Here is a 23,348-nt window from a genome sequence, read left to right as displayed (position 1 = left end):
TGATCGACCAGGGGTTTGGGGCGCGACGAAGGACGCCCGTCGCCCCCCGGGAGGGGGTGACGGGCGTTGGGTTGGTTGCTCCCCCGATTGGACTCGAACCAATAACCTGCCGGTTAACAGCCGGCTGCTCTGCCAATTGAGCTACAGGGGATCGTGCATCGCGCGCCTCCGGATCACGCCGGCGCCGTGCGACGGGAAAAGAATACAGGACATCCCCCCGTGGCGGTCCAGTGGGTTCAGCCCGACCTGCCGATGATCGAGGTACGCAGGCCAGGACCCACCACGCATCGACAATTGGGGGTAAATCGCCATCCCGGCACAAGCATGCTTGAGCGGAGAGCAGGATGGGTAGTTAGCTGCGGACAGAGGACGCAGGCGCGAACAGGTCGCCTCCCGACGGGGCAACTCGCCGGGGCGACGGCGCGTCAGGTACGGAAGGAGCCGCCATGCGCGGAAAGATCATGTTTCTTGGCGGGCTGGCTGCGGGATTCGTCCTGGGCGCCCGTGCCGGCCGGGAAAAGTACGAGGAGCTCGTTGTTCGGGGCCGCAAGGTGCTCGACCACCCGACCGTCCAGGAGGCGGCCGGGGTCGCGCAGGCCCAGGCCAACAAGTTCTACAGCGAGGGCAAGGACAAGCTCGGCCAGACCAAACTGGGCGAGAAGCTGGGCACCGGCAACGGCAGCACCGGCAAGCAGGAGCTGACCGCCGCCGACGACGCGTTCGCCGGCACGCCCGCAACCGTGGGCGCCAAGGCGGGCACCAGCACGGTCGGCACGACCTCCGGGTCGCCGTCGTCCACCAACAACCCCCGCACCAAGCCGTCCGGCTCGGGCACGAACGCCAGCACGCTCTGACCAATCGCACGTCGACGGGCCGGTCGCCGCAGGGCGACCGGCCCGTGGTCTGTCCGAGCTGCGCTCAGTCCTTGCTGCTGAACGCCGCGTCGAAGGCCGCGCTCGGTGCGTCGAAGGCCAGCCGGCGGACGAACTGCAACGCCTCAGGTGCGCCGACCAGTCGGTCCATCCCGGCGTCCTCCCACTCGACCGAGATCGGGCCCTCGTAGCCGATCGCGTTCAACGCGCGGAAGCAGTCCTCCCAGGGCACGTCGCCGTGCCCGGTGGAGACGAAGTCCCACCCGCGGCGCAGGTCGGCCCAGGGCAGGTGCGAGGCGAGCCGGCCACGCCGACCGTCGCCGGTGCGCACCTTGGCGTCCTTGCAGTCCACGTGGTAGATCCGGTCGGCGAAGTCGAAGATGAAGTTCACCGGGTCCAGCTCCTGCCAGACGAAGTGCGACGGGTCCCAGTTCAGCCCGAACGCCGGCCGGTTGCCGATCGCCTCAAGCGTCCGCTTCGTCGTCCAGTAGTCGTACGCGATCTCGCTCGGGTGCACCTCGTGCGCGAACCGCACGCCGACCTCGTCGAACACGTCCAGGATCGGGTTCCACCGGTCGGCGAAGTCCTGGTAGCCGCGCTCGATCATCGACGGCGGCACCGGCGGGAACATCGCCAGGGTGTGCCAGATCGACGAACCGGTGAAGCCGACGACCGTCTTCACGCCGAGCTTCGCCGCCGCCCGCGCGGTGTCCTTGATCTCCTCGGCGGCCCGCTGGCGGACGCCCTCGGGCTCCCCGTCGCCCCAGATCCGGGCCGGCAGGATGTCCTGGTGCCGCTCGTCGATCGGGTGGTCGCAGACCGCCTGACCGACCAGGTGGTTGGAGATCGTGAAGACCTGGAGGTTGTGCTTCGCGAGGGTCTCCCGCTTGCGCTCGACGTACGAGTCGTCGGCGAGCGCCTTGTCGACCTCGAAGTGGTCGCCCCAGCAGGCGATCTCCAGACCGTCGTAGCCCCACTCGGAGGCGAGCCGGCAGACCTCCTCGAAAGGTAGGTCGGCCCACTGGCCGGTGAAGAGCGTGATGGGTCGCGCCATTGTTCTTCTCCCCTGTTGTCATGGGGGATTCCAGGTGCGGACCGGGGCGAGGGTGACCGGGCGTACGCGGTGCCGGGCGGTCACCGGTGGGTGCGGAACACACCTGGGCCCGGCGGGTTGCGCCTCCCACCGGGTCACCGGCCACCAGCACGGTCGCCGCCCCCAGCCTATTTGCGGGGCACCCCATTGCGAAAGCCCCGCGGCCCGGTGATCATTCGGCCATCTCCTCGGGTGCCGGCAGTGCGGCCCGAACGGTGAAGCCACCACCGGCGCGCGGACCGGCGGACAACGTGCCGCCGAGGCGTTCGGTGCGCCTGCGTACTCCGAGCAGGCCCCGCCCGGCTCCCTGGGCGCCACCGCCTGACGGCTGGGGGCCGGCGCCCTCGTCGCGGACCTCGATGGCGATGCCCGTGGCGTCGTAGCGCAGTCGGACCGCGACCGGCGCCCCCGGGGCGTGCCGGCACGCGTTTGTCAACGATTCCTCGATGATCCGGTACGCCACCGCGTCGACCGGCCCCGGCAACGGCCGGGGTTGACCGGCCAGACTCCACCGCACCGGCTGACCGGCGGCGAAGCCCTCCACCAGCGCGTCGAGCCGGTTCAGACTGCCCGTCGGCTCGAACGCGTCGGCCGGCTCGTCGGGCCGGCGCAGCACATCACCCAGCCGGTGCCCCTGCGCCAGCACCATCCCGCGCCACTGCCCGAACCGCCCCATGCAGGTCAAGGTACGGCAGTCGGCTGTGCGCCGGGCTCCCGCGTCGCCGCAACGCGCCCACCCGGTCGGCGCTCTCGACGGCGCCGCGCGGACGGGCCGCGTGCGACGGGCGAGATCTGCGGGTCGGCATGGTCGGCGTTGGAGCGGAAGGGGCCGACGCCGTGAGCGTCGACCCCTCGCGCCCGTCGATCAGGGCAGGGTCCACTTCTGGTTGGCCGCGCCGAGGCAGGTCCAGAGGTGCACGATGGTGCTGTCCGCCGAGTTGTTGCCGGAGACGTCGAGGCACTTGCCCGACGCCGGGTTACGCAGACTGCCGTCGGACTGGGCCGCCCAGTTCTGCGCGCCGGTGCCGTTGCAGGTCCAGAGCTGGATCTTGGTGCCGTTGGCGGTGGCACCACCGGAGACGTCCAGGCACTTGCCGAGCGCCCGGAGGGTCGAGCCGGACACGGTCCAGGTCTGCGCCGTGCCGCCGTTGCAGGTGTAGAGCTGGATCTGGGTGCCGTCGGCGGTACCGCCGCCGCGCACGTCCAGGCACTTGCCCGCCAGGCCCTTGATCGGGCCGACGCCGGGGGTGCCGCCACCGCCCTTGACCAGCGTGAAGTCGTCCAGGTCGAAGAGCCCCGTACCGCTGCCGGTGAAGGTGAGGTAGAGGTTCTGGGTGCTGGACGGGACATTGGTGAGCGCGGTGGTGACGTTTGCGAAGGTCGTCCAGCTGCCGGTGTTGGGCACCGCTACCGTGCCGAGCACCGGGCCGGTGGCCGAGCCGGTACGCACCTGGATGGTGCCGCCCGCACCACCGGAGACGACCCGGGCCGCGAACGAGGTGACCCCGGTCAGGTTGACCCCGTTGTACGCGGCCCAGTCGCCCGGGTCGATGTAGCCGAGGGTCTGCCCACCGTTGGCGCCCTCCTTGGTGAACGCGGAGACGCCGTTGGCCGAGCTGAACGCCTCGGCCTGGATCGTGCCGGTGGGCGGCGGCGTGGTGCCCAGTTCCTTGATCCGGATGTTGCGGAAGAAGGCGTCGTCACCGGTGCCGTGGTTCTGGATGCCGATGTGGCCGGCCAGCGAGCGAACCGGGTCGGTGTTGGTGAAGTCGTTGATCTTCACCCCGTTGAGGAAGATCTGGAGTCGCTCGCCCTCGACAAGCAGCTCGTAGGTGTTCCACTCCCCCGGCGCGTTCAGCGCCGCGTCGCGGGCCGCGATGTCTGCGGACTTGAACGTGTAGACCGAGCCGGTGGTGCGGTCGGCCGCGTCGGTGGCGTCGATCTGGATCTCGTAGCCGTTGTCCACCGCGGACCACGGGTCACTCGACGGCGGGAAGCCGATGAAGATGCCGGAGTTGTCGTCCCCGGCCAGCTTCCAGTCCAGCTTCAGCGAGTAGTTGGTGAACTGCCTGGCGCTGTACCAGAACAACCCCATGCCGCCCACCGAGGTCAGGGTGGCGTCGGAGTTGGTGAAGCTACCCGGGCCGGCCTGCGACCAGCCGGTCGTCGAGCCGTTGTAGAGCGGGGTGTAGCCGGTCTCCGGCCGGCAGTCGGCCTTGCTCCGACCGGAGGCGTACCGGATGCCACCGAGCAGGTGGGTCCGGAACGCCGGCTCGGCGTACGACGCCTGGGTGTGCCCGGCACCGGTGTAGAAGGACCGGCCACCGTTGTAGGTCTTGCACCAGCTCAACGGGTGGTCGGCGCCCATGCCGCCACCGGAGTACGACGACTCGTCGAGGGTGGCCAGCACGTGGGCTGTCGACCGGGCGTTGGTCCGGTAGTTGTACCACTCGTCGGTGCGGGTCCACGTCTGCGGCAGGTGACCGGTCGCGGCGTGCCCCCGGTCCTCCACCTTGATGTTGGCCTGCTGGATCGCCGGGTGCGAGGCGAACCACGCGCCGACCAGGTTGCCGTAGAACGGCCAGTCGTACTCGGTGTCCGAGGCCGCGTGTACACCCACGTACCCCCGGCCCGAGCCGATGTACGACTCGAAGGCGGTCTGCTGGCTGGCGTTGAGCACATCGCCTGTGGTGTTGAGGAAGACGACCGCCTCGTACTGGGCGAGGTTGGCGGTGGTGAACGCGTTCGCGTCCTCCGTGGCGGTGACTGTGAAGTTGTTCGCCGCGCCCAGGTCCCGGATGGTCTGGATGCCGACCGGGATCGCGTCGTGCCGGAAACCGGCGGTCTTGGAGAAGACAAGCACGTCGTACGGGGCGTCGGCGGCGCTGGCCGGGCTGGCCGGGGTGGTACAGGCGATGACGGCGAGTGCGGCCAGGGCCGCACCGAGGACGGGTCGCAGGAGTCTGCGCATATCGCTCTCCTAACTGCGGTTAGGAAGGGCCCCTTGTCCGACACTAGGCGTCAACAGGGGGCCCTTCCTCTCAGCTCAGGGCAGGGTCCACTTTTGGTTGGCAGCTGCGGTGCAGGTCCAGAGGTGGACCGGTGTGCTGTCGGCCGAGCTGTTGGTGGAGACGTCGAGGCATTTGCCGGACGCCACGTTGCGCAGCGTGCCGTCGGCCTGCGCGGCCCAGTTCTGCGCCCCGGTCCCGTTGCAGGTGTAGAGCTGGATCTTGGTGCCGTCGGCGGTGCCGGCGCCAGCGACGTCCAGACACTTACCCAACGACTTGATCGTGGAGTTCGGCGTGACCGCCCAGGTCTGGGCCGCACTGCCGTTGCAGGTGTAGATCTGGATCTGCGTGCCGTCGGCGGTGGCGGCGTTGCGGACGTCCAGGCACTTGCCACCCAGCCCCTTGATCGGGCCACTTCCGCTGGTGGCGGTGCCGGTGACGAAGGTGAACGCGTCCAGGTCGTAGAGCGCCCCGGTGCCCGACCCGGCGAAGGTCAGGTAGAGCGTGGTCGTGCCGGTCGGCGGGCTGGTGATCGTGCCGGTCACCGTGGCGAAGGTCTCCCAGCCGCCGGTCACCGGGACGGTGGCCGAGCCGAGCACGGTGCCGGTGGCCGAGCCGGCCCGGACCTGGAGGGTGCCACCGGCACCCGCCGAGGAGACCCGGGCGTTGAACGATGTCACGTTGCCCAGCCGGTAGGGCTGGAACGCGATCCAGTCGCCGTTGTTGATGTCGCCGACGGTCTTGCCGCCCTCGGCGGTGGTCTTGCTGAACACGTTGATCCCGGACGAGGTGCCGAAGAACTCGGCCTGCCGGTGCCGCGGCGGCAGCGTGTGCTGGGTGTGCGTGGTCAGCCCACCGGCGTCGGTGTACTCGGCGTCGAAGATCGCGAAGATGTTCGCCGCGTCGTCGTGCTCACCGTCGACCGGAATGGTGATCGAGCCGGAGCAGCCGGTCTTCGAGGTGATCTGGTGCCCGTGCTGGTCGTGCCCGAGCACGTAGGTCATCTTGACCTTGGTGCAGTCGATGGTGCCGTCCTCCGGGTCGGTCACCGTGATGCTGTACGGCACCGTGTCGCCGAAGCTGAACAGCTGGCCGTTGCCGGGGTTGTTGATGGTGACCGTCGGCGCGGTGTTGCCGACGCTGATCCGCACGCTGCTGCTGCCGGTGGCGCCCTGCGGGTCCCGCACGGTCAAGGTGGCGGTGTAGGTGCCGTTTGTGGAGTACGTCTTCGTCGGGTTGGCGGCGGTCGAGGTGGTCCCGTCACCGAAGGCCCACGAGTACGTCAGCGCTCCGCCCTCGGGGTCGGCCGAGCCCGCCGAGGAGAAGGTGACAGCGAGCGGTGCCGCACCGGAGGTCCGGTTGGCGCTGGCCACCGCAGTCGGTGCCCGGTTGCCGCCGCCGACGTAGTCGAAGCGGTAGAGCGCCGAGTTGGCGTCGCCGTTGAAGTAGCCGGTGCCGTAGTCGAGCACGTAGTACGCGCCGTCCGGGCCGAACGCCGAGTCCATCACCTGCTTGCCGACCCAGGGAAATGTGTCGATGGTGCCCCGGGAGCCGTCGGAGTTGACGTGGATCGGCTTGATCCAGCCCCGGCCGAACTCGGTGGCGAAGAACTGCCCGTCGAAGGACTGCGGGAACTTCGTGGTGGAGGTGGACGAGGCGTTGTACCGGTAGACCGGGCCCCCCATCGGCGACTCGGAGCCGCCGCCGAACTCGGTAGGGGCGCCGGCGTCGCCCGCGTACCGGATCCAGGCGGGCTGGGCCGGCGGCAGGGTGGTCAGGCCGGTGTTGCGGAACGAGTTGTTGGTCGGCCCGCCGGTGCAGTTGTACTTCGCCCCGCTGGCGTTGCTGGCGAAGTCCCACTCGTTGTACGTCTCGGTGGAGGTGTTGGTGCCGGTGCAGTACGGCCAGCCGTAGTTGCCCGGTGCCGCGACCCGGTTGAACTCCACCTGGCCCGACGGACCGCGGGTGGCGCTTGTGGTGCCGGCGTCCGGCCCGTAGTCACCGACGTAGACGACACCGGTGGCCTTGTCCACGCTGATCCGGAACGGGTTGCGGAAGCCCATCGCGTAGATCTCCGGACGGGTCTTCGCCGTGCCGGGGGCGAACAGGTTGCCCGTCGGGATGGAGTACGTGCCGTTGGCGTTCACCTTGATCCGCAGGATCTTGCCGCGCAGGTCGTTGGTGTTGCCGGCGCTGCGCTGGGCGTCGTACGCCGGGTTGCGGTTGGTCCGCTCGTCAAGTGGCGAGTAGCCGGCGGACTCGAACGGGTTGGTGTCGTCGCCGGTGGACAGGTAGAGGTTGCCGGCGGCGTCGAAGTCGATGTCCCCACCGACGTGGCAGCAGATGCCCCGGCTGGCCGGGACGTCGAGCACGTCGACCTTGCTCGACTGGTTGATCGTGAAGTCGGAGTTGAGGGTGAACCGGGAGAGGCGGTTCACCCCGTTCCAGGCGGAGAAGTCGGTGCCGGTGGCCGGCGCGTCGCCGGTGGGGGTGGAGAGCGGCGGGGCGTAGTAGAGGAAGATCTGCCGGTTGCTGGCGAAGCCCGGGTCGACCCCGACGCCCTGCAACCCCTCCTCGTCGTGGTTGTAGACCGGCAGGGTGCCGATCACCGAGGTGGTGCCGTTCGCGTCGGTGCGGCGCAGCGTGCCGTTGCGGGCGGTGTGCAGGACGGAGCGGTCCGGCAGCACGGCCAGCGACATCGGCTCGCCCATGTCGGTGACGCCGCGGGCGAGTTCGACCTGTTGGAAGTCGGTGGCGACGATGGTGTGCGCCTGTGCGGGGGCCGCGCCGGCGGCGAGTGCGACAGTGCCGGCGGCGACCGCCAGCAGCAGTGCCGATCCGGCGGATGACAGTCGCCGGGATCGATGGTGCGGAGTGTCCTTCATGGACATGTGCTGCCCCTTCCTGACGTGTGACTGCCAGGCGGGCGCGCGCCGTCGCGCCGGATGCCGTAGCGGTGATGGTGGGGGTCGTGGTTACCGCGCCGCCGGTTCACCTCGATGAAACATTGCCGTGCTGGTCACGACACTAAGTTGTGAGTGTCGATGTGTCCATACCTTCCGGTGAGTCGGCACCAACTTTCGTCGATCTGTTCGAAAGTCGCCGATCACGCGTGGCGGTCGATCGCCTGTCCGGCCAGCGCGACAAGCGCGGCACGCGCCTCGTCCGCCACCATCGCGCCCTGCAGGGCGCCGAGCGCGGCCTCGGTGCGGACCCGGATCATCTGCTCGATCCGCTCCAGGGCGCCGGTCGCCTCGATGATTTCGCGCAGCTCCGCCGCGCCGTCGGCGTCCAACGCCGGATTTCCGAACAACTCCCGCAGCCGGATGGTCTGCGACCGGTCGGCGGCACTGCGGGCCAGCGCCATCATCACCGTGGGCTTGCCCTCCCGCAGGTCGTCCAGGACCGACTTGCCGGTGACCGCCGGGTCCCCGAAGACCCCGAGCACGTCGTCGCGGAGCTGGAAAGCGTCACCCAACGGGTCACCGAACTCGCCAAGCGCGGCGATCAACTCGGGCTCGGCCCCGGCCAGGGCCGCCCCGATCTGCAACGGCCTGGTCACCGTGTAGCGGGCGGCCTTCATCCGGATCACCGTGAGCGCGCTGGCCACCGAGCCGTCCCCCACCCCCGAGACCAGGTCCAGGTACTCCCCCGCGATCACCTCGGTCCGCATCAGCGCGAACACGCCGTACCCGCGGTGCACCTGTTCGGTGCTCAGCCCACACTCGTGGAACATCTGATCCGACCAGGCCGCGCAGAGGTCCCCGCAGAGCAGTGCGGTGTTGCGCCCGTACGCCTCCGGGTCACCGCGCCACGACGAGCGGGCGTGCAGGTCGGCGAAGAGCCGGTGCACCGACGGCTCGCCCCGGCGGCGGTCGCTGCCGTCCAGGATGTCGTCATGGATCAGCGCGAACGCATGGAACAGCTCAAGCGCCGCCGCGGCCACCACGATCGGGGTGCCGTCGGCCGCCCCCGCGCCGCGCCAACCCCAGTAACAGAACAGTGGACGTAACCGCTTGCCACCGGCCAGCACGAACCGTTGCAGGGCGGTGAACACCCCGCGTGGCGCACCGTCCGGCCAGTCCGGGCCCTGCCGCTCCAGGAACCCGGCCAGTTCCGCGTCGAACCGTGCCCGCAGCCCGCTGGCATCGGCGGGCGCCACGGTCACCGTCACGACCCCTCCCCCGGCCCGTCCGAACCGCCGGCACCCAGCCCGGCAAGCTCCAGCAGCAGCGCCTTGACCTCGGTCGCGGCGATCTTGTCCCGGGCCGCCGCCGGGTCGGAGCAGAGCAGCACCGGAGCGTCCGCCGGGTCGGTCGGCAGCCGCCCGTGCGAGCCGCGCACGGCCCGCGCACCGGCGTCCAGGCCGACCGCGCTCATCAAATACCGCATGCCGAGCTTCTTGCGGGCCAGCGCCACCCCGGCGCGCGCCTTCGCGGCACCCGGGTTGGCCGGGTCGAAGAACAGCTCCGCCGGGTCGTAGCCGGGTTTGCGGTGGATCTCCACCAGGCGGGCGAAGTCCGGCGCGTTGGCGTCGTCAAGCCAGTAGTAGTACGTGAACCAGGCGTCCGGCTCGGCCACCAACACCAGCTCACCGGCGCGCGGATGGTCCAGCCCGTACGCGGCCTTGCCCTCGGCGTCGAGCACCTCGGCCACCCCGGGCAGGCCGGCGCAGAGCTTCGCCACCGCGGGTACGTCGGCCGGGTCCTTGACGTAGACGTGCGCCACCTGGTGGTCGGCGACCGCGAACGCCTTCGACGTCCACGGGTCGAGGTATTCCATGCCCGCCTGCGTGTGCACCCGCAGCAGCCCCTCGGCACGCAGCAACCGGTTGACGTCCACCGGCCGGGACACGTCGGTGATGCCGTACTCCGACAGCACCACCACCGTGGCGTCCCGGGCGCGGGCGGCGTCCAGCAGGGGCCCGAGCACCGCGTCCAGCTCGGCTGCGGCGGCGGCGGCCTGAGCCGACGACGGACCGAACCGTTGCAGGTCGTAGTCCAGGTGCGGAACGTAGACCAGGGTCAGGTCGGGTGACACATCGGCGAGGATTTGCTCGGCCGCCTGGCAGATCCACCGCGACGACGGCAGCCCCGCCGTCGGCCCCCAGTAGGTGAACAGCGGGAAGGTGCCCAGCCGCCCGGTCAGCGCGTCGTGCAGCTCCGGCGGGTCGGTGTAGCAGTCCGGCTCCTTGCGCCCGTCGGCGTAGTACACCGGGCGCGGGGTGACAGTCCAGTTGACGTCCGCGCCCATCGCGTACCACCAGCAGACGTTGGCGACCGTGTAGTCGGGGTCGGCCTTGCGCGCCGCCTGCCACAGCTTCTCCCCGCCGACGAGCGCGTTGTGCTGCCGCCACAGGAACACCTCGCCCAGCTCCCGGAAATACCACCCGTTGCCGACGATCCCGTGCCCGCTGGGAGGCTCGCCGGTGAGGAAGGTGGACTGCACCGAGCAGGTCACCGCGGGCAGCACGGTACCCAACTCGGCCCGGAAGCCGCCGTCGGCGACCCCGCGCAGCCGGGGCATGTGCGCCAGCAGTCGGGGGGTCAGCCCCACCACGTCGAGCACCACAAGTCGGCGACTCATCGCGTCCCTCCCATCGTCACGGTGCGCTCCTCGGCCAGACCAAGGCTGACCAGTTCGTCTCGGGCGAAGGCCAGCTCGGCGGCGATGCCGGCGGCCAGCTCCGCGTCGGTGCGCGGCCGTCGGGCGGCCGGCAGCACCCCCCAGGTGTACGTCTCGACGTCGAGGTGGTCGCAGCCGGCGACCGGCCCGTCGAAGAGCGCTCTCAGGGCCGCGCGCAGCACCGGCAGGGTCGAGCCGAGCGGCTCCTCGGGTGGGGCGTGCAGGGGCACGTGGTAGTGCACCCGCCACGGTCCGGGCAACGATCGGTCCAGCGCCTCGTCCAGGTCGTCGGCCGCGTACGCCGGGTCGGCCGGGTCGGCCCCGCCAGCGCAGCCGGCGCCCCGGGTCTGGTGCAGGAAACGCGGCTCCACCCAGCGGCGCAACGCGTCGGCACCGCCGGCCGGGTCGGCCGCCTCGACGGCGGCGGAGACCTGCACCTTCACCACGGGCAGCCCCGCCGCCCGCAGTCGGTGCAGGGCCTCGGCCGGTTCCTCCCAGGCGCAGGCCAGGTGGGCCAGGTCGACGCAGACACCGAGCCGGTCGGTGTCCATCCCGGACAGCAGCTCGGCGGCCTGGCCGGTGCTCTCCACGACGCAGCCGGGCTCCGGTTCGAAGGCCACCCGCACCTCGCGGCCGGTGTCGCGCTGCACGGCGGCCAGGCCGGCGGCCAACTGGTCCAACCGGCGGCGGGCCGCGTCGGCCCGGGCGGTGTCCCAGGGCTGCCGCCAGGCCAGTGGCAGGGTGGAGATCGAACCCCGGGCGGCGTCGTCGGGCAGTAGGTCGGCAAGCACCCGGGCCAGATCGAGGGTGTAGTTCAGGCGCTGCTCGGTGGTCCAGTCCGGGTGGTAGACGTCCTGCTTGACCACCGGGGCCTGGAAGGCCGCGTACGGGAAGCCGTTGAGGGTGACCACCTCCAACCCGCGCGCGGCCAGCTCGGTGCGCAGCCGGCGGCGCAGGGTCGGGTCGGCGGCCAGCTCGGCGGCGACCGGGGCGGCCAGCCACAGGCCGAGCCCGAGCAGGTCACTGCCGAGCGCCTCGCGGACCGGCACGGCGTAGGTGTCCAGTTGACCGAGAATGCCGGCGAGGTCCTCGGCGGGGTGCACGTTCGTGCAGTAGCCCAGGTGGACCGTCTCGCCGCCGGCATGTCGCAGCCGCATCAGCTGCCGCCGCGCAGGATCGAGTTGCCGGTCTGCGGGTCCACCTTGGCGGCGACGTCCAGGTCGCTGAGGTCGAGCCGGCCGGACTGCCCGTAGAACTCCACCGGGTTGCGCCACAGCACCTTGTCGACGTCGTCGTCGCTGAACCCGGCGAGCAGCATCGCCTCGCCGGTGGCCCGGGTCAGCAGCGGGTCGGAGCGCCCCCAGTCGGCCGCCGAGTTGACGAGCATCCGCTCGGTGCCGTACTCGCGCAGCAACTCGACCATCCGCTGTGGGGTCATCTTCGTGTCCGGGTAGATGGAGAAGCCGAGCCAGCAGCCGCTGTCGCGGACCAGCTTGACGGTCACCTCGTTGAGGTGGTCGACCACCACGCGACCCGCCTCGATGCCGGATTCGGCGACCACGGCGAGGGTGCGTTCGCAGCCGCGCGCCTTGTCCCGGTGCGGGGTGTGCACGAGCGCCGGCAGGTCGTACGCGACGGCGAGGGCGAGCTGCGCGGCGAACGCCTCGTCCTCCTCGGGCGTCATCGAGTCGTACCCGATCTCACCGACCGCCACCACCGCGTCCTTGTCCAGGTAGCGGGGCAGCAGGTCGAGCACGGGCCGGCAGCGCGGGTCGTTCGCCTCCTTGGGGTTCAGCGCCACTGTGGCGAAGTGCCGCACCCCGAACTGCCCGGCCCGGAACGGCTCCCAGCCGATGAGCGAGTCGAAGTAGTCGGTGAACGAGGCGGCGCTGGTGCGTGGCTGACCCAGCCAGAACGACGGCTCCACCACGGCGCGTACGCCGGCGGCGGCCATCCGCTCGTAGTCGTCGGTGGTACGTGAGGTCATGTGGATGTGCGGGTCGAAGATACGCATGTCACGCCTCTCTGGGCAGTGCGGCGGTGAGCCGGTCGAGCAGGTCGCTGGCGTCGGCGGGCAACTCCCGGCCGGCGGCGTGCCGCTCGGCGGCAAGCGCCGCCAGCATCGCGGCCAACTCCCCGTCGGCACGGGTCTCCAGGTCGGCCACGACGGCCAACGGCACGCCACTGAACACACACTTGAGCACCGCCTGCCGCCAGGCGGCCGGGTCGAGGTGCCGGGCGTACGGGCCGAGGGCCGCGCCGACCAGCCGGGTGTCGTTGGTGCGGATCGCGTCGTGCAGCAGCGGCACCCCGGCCGCGCCGATCGGCAGCAGCGGCAGGGCCCGCAGCACGGCCCGCCGCTCGGCGGCGTCACCGTGCCGGTAGAGGCTTTCGGCGTACGCGGCGTGGTCGCCGGGCAGGCTGGTGAGCAGCAGCACCCGGGCCGCGTCGTCGGCGGTCCAGCCGGGTGCGTCCGGCAGCGCGGCCCGACCGCAACGCCTGCCGACGGTGGGGAAGAGCCGGGTGATCGCGGTGGGCTCGGCCGTGACCTGGCGCAGCGCCGTGTCCAGCCAGTCGGGATCGGGTACGCCTCGCAACGCGGCCCGCAGTGAATCCGGTGTCATCCCGTCTCCTCCCCTTGTTGCTACGCGGGCACCCCAGGTGTGCCTGTGGGCACCTCGTCTTCCGTGCGGCGGGCCGCCGCGGTCGCGGCGGCGGCACGCAGGAACTCGATGGACCGGGCGGCCACGGCCGGGGCGGCGTGTGAGTCGCGGGGAAGCTCCACCGCGACCAGGCCGCGGTAGCCGGCCTCGGCCAGGGCGCTCAGCACCGGCGGGAAGTCGATCTCGCCAACCCCGAACTCGAGATGTTCGTGCACGCCCCGGCGCATGTCGTCGATCTGCACGTTGACCAGGTGCGGGGCGACCTCCGCGACGCACTGCGGCACCGGCCACGGCTCCAGGCAGCGGCAGTGGCCGATGTCGAGGGTGATGCCGAACCGGGCCGGGTCGCCGAGCGCGGCGCGCAGCCGACGCCAGTCGGCGATGTCCTGCACCAGCATCCCCGGTTCGGGCTCGAAGCCGAGGGTGACGCCGGCGGTGTCGGCGGCGTCGACAACTGTGGCGCAGCCGGCCACCAGCCGGTCCCAGGCGCACTGCGGCGGCACCGTCTCGGGCCGGACACCGGCCCAGAACGAGACCGCCTCCGCGCCCAGGTCGGCGCCGATCCGCACGGCCCGGCGCAGGAACTCGATCCGCCGGGTCGGGTCGTCGTGCAGCAACGTGGGCGCGTGCTTGTGCCACGGGTCGAGCAGGTACCGGGCCCCGGTCTCGATCACCACGGCCAGACCCAGCTCGGTCAGGCGTCGGCTGACCGCGGCGACCCGACGGGTGAGGCCGGGCGCGAACGGGTCCAGGTAGTCGTGGTCCAGGGTGAGCGCCACCCCCTCGTAGCCGAGGTCGGCGATGACGGCGAGCGCATCGTCGAGGCGGTGGTTGTTGAAGCCGTTGGTGCCGTACCCGAACCGCAGCGTCGTCGCGTCGCCGGACGGCGACGGGGACCGGGTGCCGTCGGCCGCTGGCGGCGCGGGTCGGGGCTGGGGAGCTGTCATGTCGGGGAGACCTTCCGGGCCAACCGTCGACCAAGCGGCGCGGCCGCCGCGACCGCCAGTCCGAGCAGGCCGGCGCCACCGCGCGCGGTGAGCGCTCCCTGCAGGGCGGGCAGGCCGGTGATCCCGGCGCCGACGGCGGCGCGGACCCGCCCGGCCGACGGGTCCCGGACCACCTCGACCTGGGCCGCGCCGTAGCGGGCCGCGTACCACCCGGCCAGCACGGCGGGCAGCACTGCCGCGACACCTGCCGACCGTCTCGCGCCGGCCTCGTCGACGGACCCGGCCCGGTTGGTGCCAGCGGCCCGGTCGGCCGCTCGGGCGCGCCGGGCACCCGGCACGGCGACGGCGGCGCTGGCGGCGACAAGCGCGGTGCCCGCGAGGGTACGCATCGGCAGGGCCGCATCGGCGCCGGTGACCTCCCGGCGGGACAGCGCGGTGACCGTCCAGGTGTGCGCGGCGACGGTGACCGCCGCCGGCAGGGCCCGTGTCACCCGGCCACCGGACGCGCCGAGCAGCACGTCCAGCCCCCGGCAGACGGCCATCACTGCCGGCCCGGCGGCGGTGTTCTTGGCGATTAGGTCGTACCCCCAGATGCTGGCGGCCAGCGGCACGGCGAGCGCGGCGGCGCGGCGACCGCCCACGGCGGCGGCCAGGCCCACGCCGGCGGCCGTGAGGCCCGCCGCGAGACCGACAGCGGCGGCCGGGGTGACCCGCCCGCTGGGGATCGGCCGCTCGGGCCGTTCCACGGCGTCCAGGCCCCGGTCGGCCCAGTCGTTGGCGGCCATGCCGGCCCAGTAGAGCAGCACCGAGGCGCCGGCCAGGGCAGGGGTACGCGCACCGAGCGTGCCGGCTGCCGCCGCTCCGGCGACCACGTCACCGGGCACCGAGAGCGCGGCCGGTGCCCGGACCAGCTCGGCGAGATCAGCCAGCGTGCTCATCGGCACCGTTCCCGCCGTCGTGCAGCAGCCGGGTGAACTCGGTGAGCCGGGCCCACTGCTCGCCCAGCGAGTGGCTGGGCGAGCCGAGCGGGTCCTTGAAGAAGAAGCCCAGCTCGGTGAGCGGCCCGACGTGCCCGGCGGCGTGCGCGGCGGCGGTGAGCCGGGCCAGGTCGAGCACCAGCGGCGCGGCCAGCGCGGAATCGCAGCCGTGCCAGGTGAACTCCATCCGCATGCCGGTGCCGAGGAAACCGGCGAAGGTGATCAGATCCCAGGCGGTCTTGAAGTCGCCAAGCTCTTCGACGTACTCGATGCGGGTGCCGCCCTGCGGGACGTAGCCAAGCGTCTCGCCGAGCACTCTCTGCTTGCTCTGCACCTTCGCGGCGTTCGCGGCCGGGTCGGCGAGGGTGGCACCGTCGCCGCCGCCGAGCAGGTTGAACCCGGACCAGGACCGCACGTCCAGGTTGCGCATCGCGAACATCGGCGCGAGCACCGACTTGACCAGGGTCTCCCCGGTCTTGCCGTCGTGCCCGGCGTAGGGCAGGCGGGCCTGTTCGGCAAGCGCGACGAGCGCGGGCAGCCGCAGCCCGGTGGACGGGGTGAAGTCGACGTACGGGCAGCCGGCGAGCACCGCCGCGTACGCGTAGAGGGAACTGGGTGGCAGCACCTCGTCCGGGCCGCTGAGCGCGTCGCGCAGCGCGTCGGGGTCGGCGTGCCCCGGGTGCGGTGGTGGGGCGGCTTCGGTGGCGGAGACGTTCACGACCACCACCCGCTCCAGCCCGTGCCGCTCGCGGAAGGTGGTGAGGTCGCGGACCACTGCGGCAGCCCGATCGGCCTGGGTGGCACCGACAGGTGCGGGGCGCAGCTCCTGCTCGACCGCGGCCAGCTCGTCGCGGAGCGCGGCGACCAGCCGCCAGGGGATGACACCGGCGTCGGCCAGGGCCTCGGCCCGCTTGGACAGCGGGGTGGTGGTCAGGTCGTGCCCGCCGAAGACGAGGTCCGCGAAGGCCGGCAGGGCGGGGCCGCGCAGCTCGGGCGACTCGGTGACGCAGCCGGTCGGGCCGGCCAGATTGGCTCGCAACGCGAGCCCTCCGACGATGCAGGTGGTCGCGACAGAACCGCGCGCTCCAACCAGCCAGACACCTGTTCGCATGGTGCTCCCTCCCCGTCCACGAGGAATCGTCGGTACCGCTAAATATAGGAATATCAGAATATGTTTCAGAAAGATACGGCCCGGTTTCGGAAACATTTCGGGCCGCCTGGATGGGCCCCGCCCACCCGCTCCGCACCGAAAGGAGACCGGTTTCCGACGTCGGCGTCGGCGGCGACGACGCCGGACCGGTTCCCGGTACGGGTGCGGGCAGACGGGGCTGGCAGACAGGGTCGGGTCGGCGTCTCGACCCTGTCTCCCCCGCGTCCTGCGACGTGCTGAGGTGGTGGCGGCCCTCCGGTGCGGCCGGGGAATCCCGGTCCGGTCGCACCGGACGACCGTCCTGCTCGTGCGCCACCGGGCCGTACGGCCCGGCTGCACGCTCTCCGTCGCCGACCTCGTCCCGACCGCGGGGCGCAATCCGCTGTCGGTCCCTCGCCGGTCGGCGTCGGAAAGCCGGTCGGGCGTTGGCGGTGCGAACACCGCCAACGCGGATGGTCAACTGTCAGGCGGCGGCTGTAACCAGCGCCGGTTCCACCTCGGCCCAGGAGGAGCCGAGCTCCGCCGAACGGGCCACCGCGTCCAGCACCAGCTGGACCTGCAACGCGTCGGCGAACGAGGGAGTCGGGTCGACGCCGGTGGCGACCGCCTCGATGAAGTCGCGCATCTCGTGCGTGAACGAGTGCTCGTAGCCGATGATGTGGCCCGGCGGCCACCACGCCGACATGTACGGATGGTCACCCTCGGTCACCAGGATGCGGCTGAAGCCCTGTTCCGCGCTGGGCCGGCTGGCGTCGTAGAACTCCAGCTCGTTGAGCCGCTCCAGGTCGAAGACCACGCTGCCCAGCGAACCGTTGATCTCGACGCGCAGCGCGTTCTTGCGACCGGTGGCGAAGCGGCTCGCCTCGTACGTGGCCAGGGCGCCACCGTCGAGTCGGGCCACGAAGACCGCGGCGTCGTCAACGGTGACCGGCCCGGTGGGCGCCGAGCCGCCGTCCACAGTAGCCGCGAGACCGCTGGATTCGGCCGGCAACGGCCGCTCCTTGACGAAGGTCTCGGTGACCGCACTGACCCCGCTGATCCGCTGACCGGTAACGAACTGGGTCAGATCGATGATGTGCGCACCGATGTCACCGAGCGCGCCGGAGCCCGCCCTGTCCTTCTGCAACCGCCAGACCAGCGGGAACTGCGGGTCCACGATCCAGTCCTGCAGGTACGTCGCACGGACGTGTCGAATCACCCCGAGCCGTCCGGCGGCGACCAGTTGGCGCATCATCGTGACCGCGGGGACCCGGCGGTAGTTGAACCCGCACATCGACCGCACTCCGGCGGCCCGGGCGACGTCCGCCGCGGCGGTCATCGCCCGTGCCTCCGCCACCGTGTTGGCCAACGGCTTCTCGCACAGCACATGCTTACCGGCGGCCAGCGCGGCGAGGGCGATCTCGGCGTGACTGTCGCCCGGTGTGCAGATATCGACAACGTCGATGTCGTCCCGGTTGATCAGGTCACGCCAGTCCGTGGTGTACGCGTCCCAGCCGAGCGTGTCAGCGGCGTCAGCCACCTTCTCGGTGTCTCGGCCGCAGATCAGCGCCATCCGGGCCCGCGCCGGCAGGTCGAAGACGCGGTTCACGGTGCGCCACGCCTGTGAGTGCGCGGCGCCCATGAACGCGTAGCCGACCATGCCGATCCGCAGTTCTTTGTCTGTCGTGGACAAGGTGGGTCTCCCCCCGATATATCAGAACCCGAGCTTGTCGTAGCTGCTCGCGTTCTCCTTGGTGATCGTCTCCGAGGCCAGGGTCACTTCCTTGGGCACCTGCAGCTCCGTCAGGTCACCCAGGCCCCGGCCCTGTGCGATGAGCCGCGCGAGCGAGATCGCCGAGGAGGCCATCGACGGGTTGTAGGTGACAGTCGCCTTGAGCACGCTGTTGTCGGCCTTGATGGCGTCGATGGCGAGCTTGGAGCCCGCGCCGCCGACCATGAAGAACTCCGACCGGTTGGCCTGCTTGATGGCGGCGAGCACACCGATGCCCTGGTCGTCGTCGTGGTTCCAGATGGCGTCGATCTTCGGCAGCGCCTGGAGCAGCTGGGCCGCCTCGCGCTGACCGCTGTCCGAGGTGAACTCGGCCGAGCGCCGGTTGTTCACCTTGAACCCGTACGTCGCCAGGGCGGCCTTGAAGCCGTCGCTGCGCTCGACGGTCAGCGGGATCTCCAGACCGGCGATCTCACCGATGATCGGGTTGCTGATGCCCTTGTCCTTGAGCTGCTTGCCGATGAAGTGCCCGGCCGACACGCCCATGCCGTAGTTGTCGCCCTTGATCACCAGCCGCGAGGCAAGCGCGTCGGGGAACGCCCGGTCGAGGTTGACGATCGGGATGCCCGCCTGCATCGCCTGGAGGGCAACGGCGTTGACCTCCTTGCCGTCGTGCGGCAGCACGACGATGATGTCCGGCTTCTGGGCGATGAGCGTGCCGAGCGTGGAGCGCTGGGCCTCCGAGTTCGACCCGCCGTCGACCTCCTTGAACTCCACGTCGGAGTAGGCCGCCGCCTGCGCCTTGGCGTTGGCGTGGATGGCGCCCATCCAGCCGTGGTCGGCGGCCGGGGCGGAGAAGCCGATGACGACCTTCTTGCCCGGGGCGTTGTTGCCTTCGGCGTTGCCGGCGGCCTTGGTCTGGGTGCTGGCCGCCGGAGTCTCGTTACTGGTGCAGGCGGTCAACAGGGTGGCGGCGCCAACTGCGGCTCCACCGAAGAGCAACCGGCGGCGCGACAGGTCGCGACTGTGCTGGGTCATGAACGACCTCCTGGGAACGGTATCTGACTTGATGAGGGTGTGCGGGGCCCTGCCCACGTCGAAAGTTTCGACGTGGCCAGGGACAACGGTGCGGTGCGTCAGGTTGCGGTGGTGACCCTGTTCCGCGCGAAGAGCCGAGTGACGGACTTGAACTGGAACTGCTGGATCAGGACGGCGGCGACGATGATGCCGCCCTTGACCATGTTCTGCGCCTCGATGGAGAGGCCGTTGATGGCGAAGAGGTTGGTGATCGTGGCGAAGATGATCACGCCGAGCAGCGAGCCGACAATCGTGCCGCGACCGCCGCTGAGCAGGGTCCCGCCGATGATCGCCGCGGCGATCGCGTCCAACTCGTACAGGTTGGCCATCGCCGCCTGCGCCGAGGTGGCCTGCGAGGTGAGCATGATCGCCGCGATGCCGCAGCAGAGGCCGGAGAGCGCGTAGAGCAGCATGGTGTGCCGCCGGACGTTGATACCGGCCAGCCGGGCCGCCTCCGGGTTGCCGCCGACGGCGATGGTCCGCCGGCCGAACGTCGTCCGGTTGAGCAGGATCCATCCGGCCAGCACCACAGCGCCCAGGATGTAGACGAGGATCGGGATCCCGATCACCTTGCGCGCCGCGATGTCGTTGATGAAGGTGCTGCTCGAGACCTGGGTCTGCTTGTTGGAGATCGATGCCGCGAGCCCTCGTGCGGCCACCAACATCGCGAGCGTCGCGATGAAGGGGACCAACCGGCCGTACGAGATGAGCACACCGTTGACCAGGCCGACGCAGATGCCGACCACCAGGGCGGTGAAGATCATGCCGCCGGCGCCGTAGCTCTGGGTGGCGACGGTGGTGCACCAGACGCCGGCCAACGCGACGATCGCACCGACCGACAGGTCGATCCCGCCGCCGATGATCACGAAGGTCATCCCGACAGTGACCACGCCGACGACCGAGGCGAGCTGCAGGATGGCCAGCACGTTGTTCCAGACCCAGGTCGGGTCGCCGTACAGGTCCGGCTTGGTGACCGCGCCGACCACGATGAGCGCCGCCAGCACCCCGACCAGGCCGAGGTTGCGCTTGGCGCCGTCGCCGCCGTCACCCCGCCACCAGGAGAGCCGGCCCGAGGATGCTGCCTTGTCGCTTGCCACCGCCGTCTCCGCCGGGTCCACCGGCGGCGACTGGGCCGGAAGCTGCGGGCGCTCCGGTGTCGCGGTGGGAGTGGGAGTCGCGTCGCTCATGCCGGTGCGCCTTCCATCAAGGACCCCGCCATCACGAGGTCGAGCACAGTGTTCTCGTCGAGTTCGCCGGCCGCCGCTTCACGCACGACCCGCCCTTCCCGCATCACCAGCACCCGGTCGGCCAGACCCAGCACCTCGGGCACCTCGCTGGAGACCAGCAGCACCCCGACGCCCTGCTCGGCCAAACCCCGGATGACCTGGTACAGCTCAGCCCGAGCGCCCACGTCCACACCCCGGGTGGGCTCGTCGAGCAGCAACAACCTGGTGCCGCCGAGCAGCCACCGCCCGACCACCACCTTCTGCTGGTTGCCGCCGGACAGCGTGCGTACCGGCCGGTCGACGTCCCGGGGCCGCAGCTCCAGGCTCTCGGCGATCCGGTCCGCCTCGGCGCGCTCCTTGGCGGCGTTGGTGAAGCCGAGCCGCGCGTACCGGCCGAAGGTGGCAAGCGTGACGTTGCGGTAGATCGGCTCGCCGAGCAGCAGCGCCTGACTCTTGCGCTCCTCCGGAGCCATCCCCATGCCGGCCCGCACCGCGGCGCCAACACCGGGCCGCAGGACCTTGCCGTCCATCCGGACCGAACCGGCCTCCGCCAGGCGGGCGCCGTAGATCGTCTCCAGCAGCTCGGAACGACCCGAGCCGACCAGGCCGGCGATGCCGACGATCTCCCCGGCCCGCACGTTCAGCGAGACGTCGGCGAACTCGCCGGTGCGGGTCAGCCCCTCCACCTGGAGCAGGTCGGCGCCCGCGGGGTCGTCGGCCGGCCGGTCCGGGAAGACGTACTCGATGGTCCGGCCGGTCATCCGGCTGACCAGGTCGCGGGTCGGGGTCTCGCGCGCCGGCAGGTTCGCCGCTGTGGTCCGGCCGTCCTTGAGTACGGTGACCCGGTCCCCGATCTCGCGGATCTCCTCCATCCGGTGGGAGATGTAGATGACGGCGATGCCCTGCGCGGTCAGCTCCCGGATGATCCGGAACAGGTTGCCGACCTCGTCGTGGGCCAGCACCGCGCTCGGCTCGTCCATGATGATCAGTCGGGCCTCGTGCGACAGCGCCCGCGCCATGCTGACGATCTGCTTGCCGGCGGCGGGCAGCGACCGGACCATCCGTCCGGGCGGGATCTCACCGTGGCCGAGCCGGCTGAGGATCTGCCGGGTGTGCCGGGCCATCCGGCCGCGCCGGACGAATCCGAAGCTGCGGTACTCGTGCCCGAGGAAGGCATTTTCCGCCACCGACAGGTCCTCGACGAGGTCGAGCTCCTGGTAGATGGTGGCGATGCCGGCCTTCATCGCGGCCTGCGGGTTGGCGAACGTGGCTGGTTCGCCGCGCCACTCCACCTGCCCGGAGTCCGGTTGGTGCACCCCGGACAGCACCTTGATCAGGGTCGACTTGCCGGCGCCGTTCTGCCCGAGCAGGCAGTGCACCTCGCCGGCACGCACCTCCAACTGCACACCGTCGAGTGCGCGTACGCCGGGGAACGTCTTGACCACATCGGTGAGGCGCAGGACCACCTCGCCCGCGACGGTGTCGGCGGGAGCCTCGACCAGCGGTGCCTCGGCGACGGCCTCGGCCGACGCGGTGGCGGGGTCATCCTCGGGCAGAGCCACAGTCTCCTCCTCGCTCACGACAGGATTTCGGTCAGGTTCATGCGGCTTCCGCGAAGGCGACGTCGCTGGCGAGCACCGCCGCGCCGGCGACACCGGCACGTCCACCGAGCTCGGAGAGCACGACGGGAAGGTTGCCGGTGGCCAGCGGCAGCGACCGGCGGTAGACCACGCTGCGGATCTCGGCGAGCAGGATGTGCCCGAGCTGGGCCAACCCGCCGCCGATCACGATCATCGACGGGTTGGTGAAGCTGACCAGGCCGGCGAGCACGCCACCGATGCGCCGTCCGCCGTCCCGGATGAGCTGGATGCAGGTCAGGTCACCCTCGACGGCACCCTCGGCGACGTCCAACGCGGTGACGACACCCCGCAGGGCCAGCCGCTCGGCCAGCGCTGGCGACGTGCCACTGCGGGCGGCCGCGGCGGCGTCCTTGGCCAGTGCGGCCCCGCTGAACAGCGCCTCCAGGCAGCCGACGTTGCCGCACGAGCACATCGGACCGTGCGAGTCGACCTGGATGTGGCCGATGTCGCCGGCGCAGCCGTCGGTGCCCCGGTAGACCTCGCCGGTGAGGTAGATGCCGCACCCGACGCCGGTGCCGATCTTCACGAAGAGGAAGTCGTCCACCGAGTGGGCGACCCCACCGTGCCGCTCGCCGATCGCCATGATGTTGACGTCGTTGTCGACCACCGCCGGGCAGCCGTGCTCCCGGCTGAGCAGCTCGCGCACCGGGTAGCGGTCCCAGCCCGGCATGATCGGCGGCGAGACCGGTACGCCGTCGCGGAAACTGACAGGGCCGGGCACGCCGATGCCCACCGCATCCAACCGCTCGTACGCGCCGTCGACCCGAGCCTTGTGCAGCAGTTCGTTTACCCGTTGCAGGGTCACCTTCGGCCCGTTGCGGATGTCGGCCGGCTCGGCGTACTGGGCGACCGGTTCGAGTCGACCGTTCACCACCTCGATGTCCATCGAGCTGGCGCCGAGGTCGACGGCGGCGAAGCGCAGGTTCGGGTTCAGCTCGACCAGGGTGGAGCGTCGCCCACCCCGGGAGGCGGCGAGCCCCGCCTCGGCTACGTAACCCAACGCGACCAGGCGATCCAACTCGGCCAGCATGCGCGGGCGCGGCATCTGGAGTCGATCGCCCAACTCGGCGCGGGAGACGGCCCCCTCGTCGCGGAGCAGCCGCAACAGTCGTACGTGCAGGGGGTCGACGGTCCGCACCGGGAGGCCACCTCTTCATTGGCATCGTTCACATCGACGCAATGTCGAAGTGTTGTGTCCGACACAGTAGGAGCGCTCCGCACCGCGTGTCCAGAGCTTCAACCGTTCTGAGATGAACTTTTGTCCGAAAGAACAAAAGCTACTAGACGATCAAGAAAAGGATCACCGCCCGCCTGCGTCCGCTCGCCCGCAGTTTCATCGACGCAGACCAAACCGCCCCGCCA

The 23,348-nt window shown here is 71.0% G+C and carries 18 protein-coding genes and 1 tRNA gene; 1 reads left to right on the top strand and 18 read right to left on the bottom strand.

The window, feature by feature from the left end:
- Positions 1 to 78: 78 nt before the first annotated feature.
- Positions 79 to 151, bottom strand: a tRNA-Asn gene (locus AB0B86_RS12395).
- Positions 152 to 446: 295 nt separating this feature from the next.
- Here AB0B86_RS12395 and AB0B86_RS12390 point away from each other — a divergent pair.
- On the top strand, positions 447 to 854 hold the full coding sequence (locus AB0B86_RS12390) for a hypothetical protein (RefSeq protein ID WP_357405725.1): 408 nt from the start codon (positions 447 to 449) through the stop codon (positions 852 to 854).
- A 64-nt stretch (positions 855 to 918) separates the two neighbouring features.
- On the opposite strand, the gene AB0B86_RS12385 is transcribed toward AB0B86_RS12390, so the two are convergent.
- The 17 genes from AB0B86_RS12385 to AB0B86_RS12305 all read right to left on the bottom strand — a co-directional run bounded on the left by AB0B86_RS12385 (position 919) and on the right by AB0B86_RS12305 (position 23,124).
- A complete protein-coding gene (locus tag AB0B86_RS12385) occupies positions 919 to 1,926 on the bottom strand; it encodes a sugar phosphate isomerase/epimerase family protein (RefSeq protein ID WP_357405723.1) in 1,008 nt (335 codons plus the stop codon).
- Positions 1,927 to 2,137: 211 nt separating this feature from the next.
- Positions 2,138 to 2,641: an ATP-binding protein gene (locus AB0B86_RS12380; protein WP_357417784.1), complete on the bottom strand. Its 504-nt coding sequence runs from the start codon at positions 2,639 to 2,641 to the stop codon at positions 2,138 to 2,140.
- 189 nt (positions 2,642 to 2,830) lie between these two features.
- Positions 2,831 to 4,936, bottom strand: coding sequence for a ThuA domain-containing protein (locus AB0B86_RS12375; RefSeq protein ID WP_357417782.1), 2,106 nt, complete (start codon positions 4,934 to 4,936; stop codon positions 2,831 to 2,833).
- Positions 4,937 to 5,011: 75 nt separating this feature from the next.
- Positions 5,012 to 7,864, bottom strand: coding sequence for a PQQ-dependent sugar dehydrogenase (locus AB0B86_RS12370; protein WP_357417779.1), 2,853 nt, complete (start codon positions 7,862 to 7,864; stop codon positions 5,012 to 5,014).
- A 215-nt stretch (positions 7,865 to 8,079) separates the two neighbouring features.
- Positions 8,080 to 9,147, bottom strand: a complete 1,068-nt coding sequence (locus AB0B86_RS12365; RefSeq protein WP_357405716.1) for a polyprenyl synthetase family protein — start codon at positions 9,145 to 9,147, stop codon at positions 8,080 to 8,082.
- Positions 9,144 to 10,559 carry a nucleotide pyrophosphatase/phosphodiesterase family protein gene (locus tag AB0B86_RS12360; RefSeq protein ID WP_357417776.1) on the bottom strand — a complete coding sequence of 472 codons (1,416 nt, stop codon included), beginning with the start codon at positions 10,557 to 10,559 and terminating at the stop codon, positions 9,144 to 9,146. The genes AB0B86_RS12365 and AB0B86_RS12360 overlap by 4 nt, the downstream gene beginning before the upstream one ends.
- Positions 10,556 to 11,755 (bottom strand): metabolite traffic protein EboE, encoded by a 1,200-nt coding sequence (gene eboE, locus AB0B86_RS12355; protein ID WP_357405712.1) that lies wholly within the window; start codon positions 11,753 to 11,755, stop codon positions 10,556 to 10,558. The genes AB0B86_RS12360 and eboE overlap by 4 nt, the downstream gene beginning before the upstream one ends.
- Positions 11,755 to 12,612 (bottom strand): TatD family hydrolase, encoded by an 858-nt coding sequence (locus tag AB0B86_RS12350; RefSeq protein WP_357405710.1) that lies wholly within the window; start codon positions 12,610 to 12,612, stop codon positions 11,755 to 11,757. The genes eboE and AB0B86_RS12350 overlap by 1 nt, the downstream gene beginning before the upstream one ends.
- Before the next feature lies 1 nt (position 12,613).
- On the bottom strand, positions 12,614 to 13,222 hold the full coding sequence (locus tag AB0B86_RS12345) for an EboA domain-containing protein (protein WP_357405708.1): 609 nt from the start codon (positions 13,220 to 13,222) through the stop codon (positions 12,614 to 12,616).
- Between the two features lie 20 nt (positions 13,223 to 13,242).
- Positions 13,243 to 14,208 carry a sugar phosphate isomerase/epimerase family protein gene (locus AB0B86_RS12340; protein ID WP_357417774.1) on the bottom strand — a complete coding sequence of 322 codons (966 nt, stop codon included), beginning with the start codon at positions 14,206 to 14,208 and terminating at the stop codon, positions 13,243 to 13,245.
- Positions 14,205 to 15,146, bottom strand: coding sequence for an SCO3242 family prenyltransferase (locus AB0B86_RS12335; RefSeq protein ID WP_357405703.1), 942 nt, complete (start codon positions 15,144 to 15,146; stop codon positions 14,205 to 14,207). The genes AB0B86_RS12340 and AB0B86_RS12335 overlap by 4 nt, the downstream gene beginning before the upstream one ends.
- The gene (locus tag AB0B86_RS12330; protein WP_357405701.1) at positions 15,130 to 16,296 is read right to left on the bottom strand and encodes an inositol-3-phosphate synthase; all 1,167 of its coding nucleotides are present in this window, start codon (positions 16,294 to 16,296) and stop codon (positions 15,130 to 15,132) included. The genes AB0B86_RS12335 and AB0B86_RS12330 overlap by 17 nt, the downstream gene beginning before the upstream one ends.
- 502 nt (positions 16,297 to 16,798) lie before the next feature.
- On the bottom strand, positions 16,799 to 18,007 hold the full coding sequence (locus AB0B86_RS12325) for a Gfo/Idh/MocA family oxidoreductase (protein WP_357405699.1): 1,209 nt from the start codon (positions 18,005 to 18,007) through the stop codon (positions 16,799 to 16,801).
- A gap of 21 nt (positions 18,008 to 18,028) precedes the next feature.
- Complete coding sequence (locus tag AB0B86_RS12320) at positions 18,029 to 19,081, bottom strand: substrate-binding domain-containing protein (protein ID WP_357405697.1); 1,053 nt, start codon at positions 19,079 to 19,081, stop codon at positions 18,029 to 18,031.
- 98 nt (positions 19,082 to 19,179) lie between these two features.
- Positions 19,180 to 20,307 carry an ABC transporter permease gene (locus AB0B86_RS12315; RefSeq protein ID WP_357405695.1) on the bottom strand — a complete coding sequence of 376 codons (1,128 nt, stop codon included), beginning with the start codon at positions 20,305 to 20,307 and terminating at the stop codon, positions 19,180 to 19,182.
- Positions 20,304 to 21,812: a sugar ABC transporter ATP-binding protein gene (locus AB0B86_RS12310; protein WP_357406052.1), complete on the bottom strand. Its 1,509-nt coding sequence runs from the start codon at positions 21,810 to 21,812 to the stop codon at positions 20,304 to 20,306. Before AB0B86_RS12310 ends, AB0B86_RS12315 begins: the two co-directional genes overlap by 4 nt.
- Positions 21,813 to 21,945: 133 nt before the next feature.
- Complete coding sequence (locus AB0B86_RS12305) at positions 21,946 to 23,124, bottom strand: ROK family protein (RefSeq protein ID WP_357405694.1); 1,179 nt, start codon at positions 23,122 to 23,124, stop codon at positions 21,946 to 21,948.
- Positions 23,125 to 23,348 lie beyond the last annotated feature (224 nt).

It is taken from the genome of Micromonospora sp. NPDC049047 (genome assembly GCF_040649135.1).
In the GTDB taxonomy this organism is placed as follows: domain Bacteria; phylum Actinomycetota; class Actinomycetes; order Mycobacteriales; family Micromonosporaceae; genus Micromonospora.
This window is presented reverse-complemented; position numbering and strand designations above follow the sequence as displayed.

Coding starts and splice junctions, on each gene's coding strand:
- AB0B86_RS12390 (WP_357405725.1), top strand. CDS start 447: ATGCGCGGAAAGATCATGTTTCTTGGCGGGCTGGCTGCGGGATTCGTC.
- AB0B86_RS12385 (WP_357405723.1), bottom strand. CDS start 1,926: ATGGCGCGACCCATCACGCTCTTCACCGGCCAGTGGGCCGACCTACCT.
- AB0B86_RS12380 (WP_357417784.1), bottom strand. CDS start 2,641: ATGGGGCGGTTCGGGCAGTGGCGCGGGATGGTGCTGGCGCAGGGGCAC.
- AB0B86_RS12375 (WP_357417782.1), bottom strand. CDS start 4,936: ATGCGCAGACTCCTGCGACCCGTCCTCGGTGCGGCCCTGGCCGCACTC.
- AB0B86_RS12370 (WP_357417779.1), bottom strand. CDS start 7,864: ATGTCCATGAAGGACACTCCGCACCATCGATCCCGGCGACTGTCATCC.
- AB0B86_RS12360 (WP_357417776.1), bottom strand. CDS start 10,559: ATGAGTCGCCGACTTGTGGTGCTCGACGTGGTGGGGCTGACCCCCCGA.
- eboE (WP_357405712.1), bottom strand. CDS start 11,755: ATGCGGCTGCGACATGCCGGCGGCGAGACGGTCCACCTGGGCTACTGC.
- AB0B86_RS12350 (WP_357405710.1), bottom strand. CDS start 12,612: ATGCGTATCTTCGACCCGCACATCCACATGACCTCACGTACCACCGAC.
- AB0B86_RS12345 (WP_357405708.1), bottom strand. CDS start 13,222: ATGACACCGGATTCACTGCGGGCCGCGTTGCGAGGCGTACCCGATCCC.
- AB0B86_RS12340 (WP_357417774.1), bottom strand. CDS start 14,208: ATGACAGCTCCCCAGCCCCGACCCGCGCCGCCAGCGGCCGACGGCACC.
- AB0B86_RS12335 (WP_357405703.1), bottom strand. CDS start 15,146: ATGAGCACGCTGGCTGATCTCGCCGAGCTGGTCCGGGCACCGGCCGCG.
- AB0B86_RS12330 (WP_357405701.1), bottom strand. CDS start 16,296: ATGCGAACAGGTGTCTGGCTGGTTGGAGCGCGCGGTTCTGTCGCGACC.
- AB0B86_RS12320 (WP_357405697.1), bottom strand. CDS start 19,081: ATGACCCAGCACAGTCGCGACCTGTCGCGCCGCCGGTTGCTCTTCGGT.
- AB0B86_RS12315 (WP_357405695.1), bottom strand. CDS start 20,307: ATGAGCGACGCGACTCCCACTCCCACCGCGACACCGGAGCGCCCGCAG.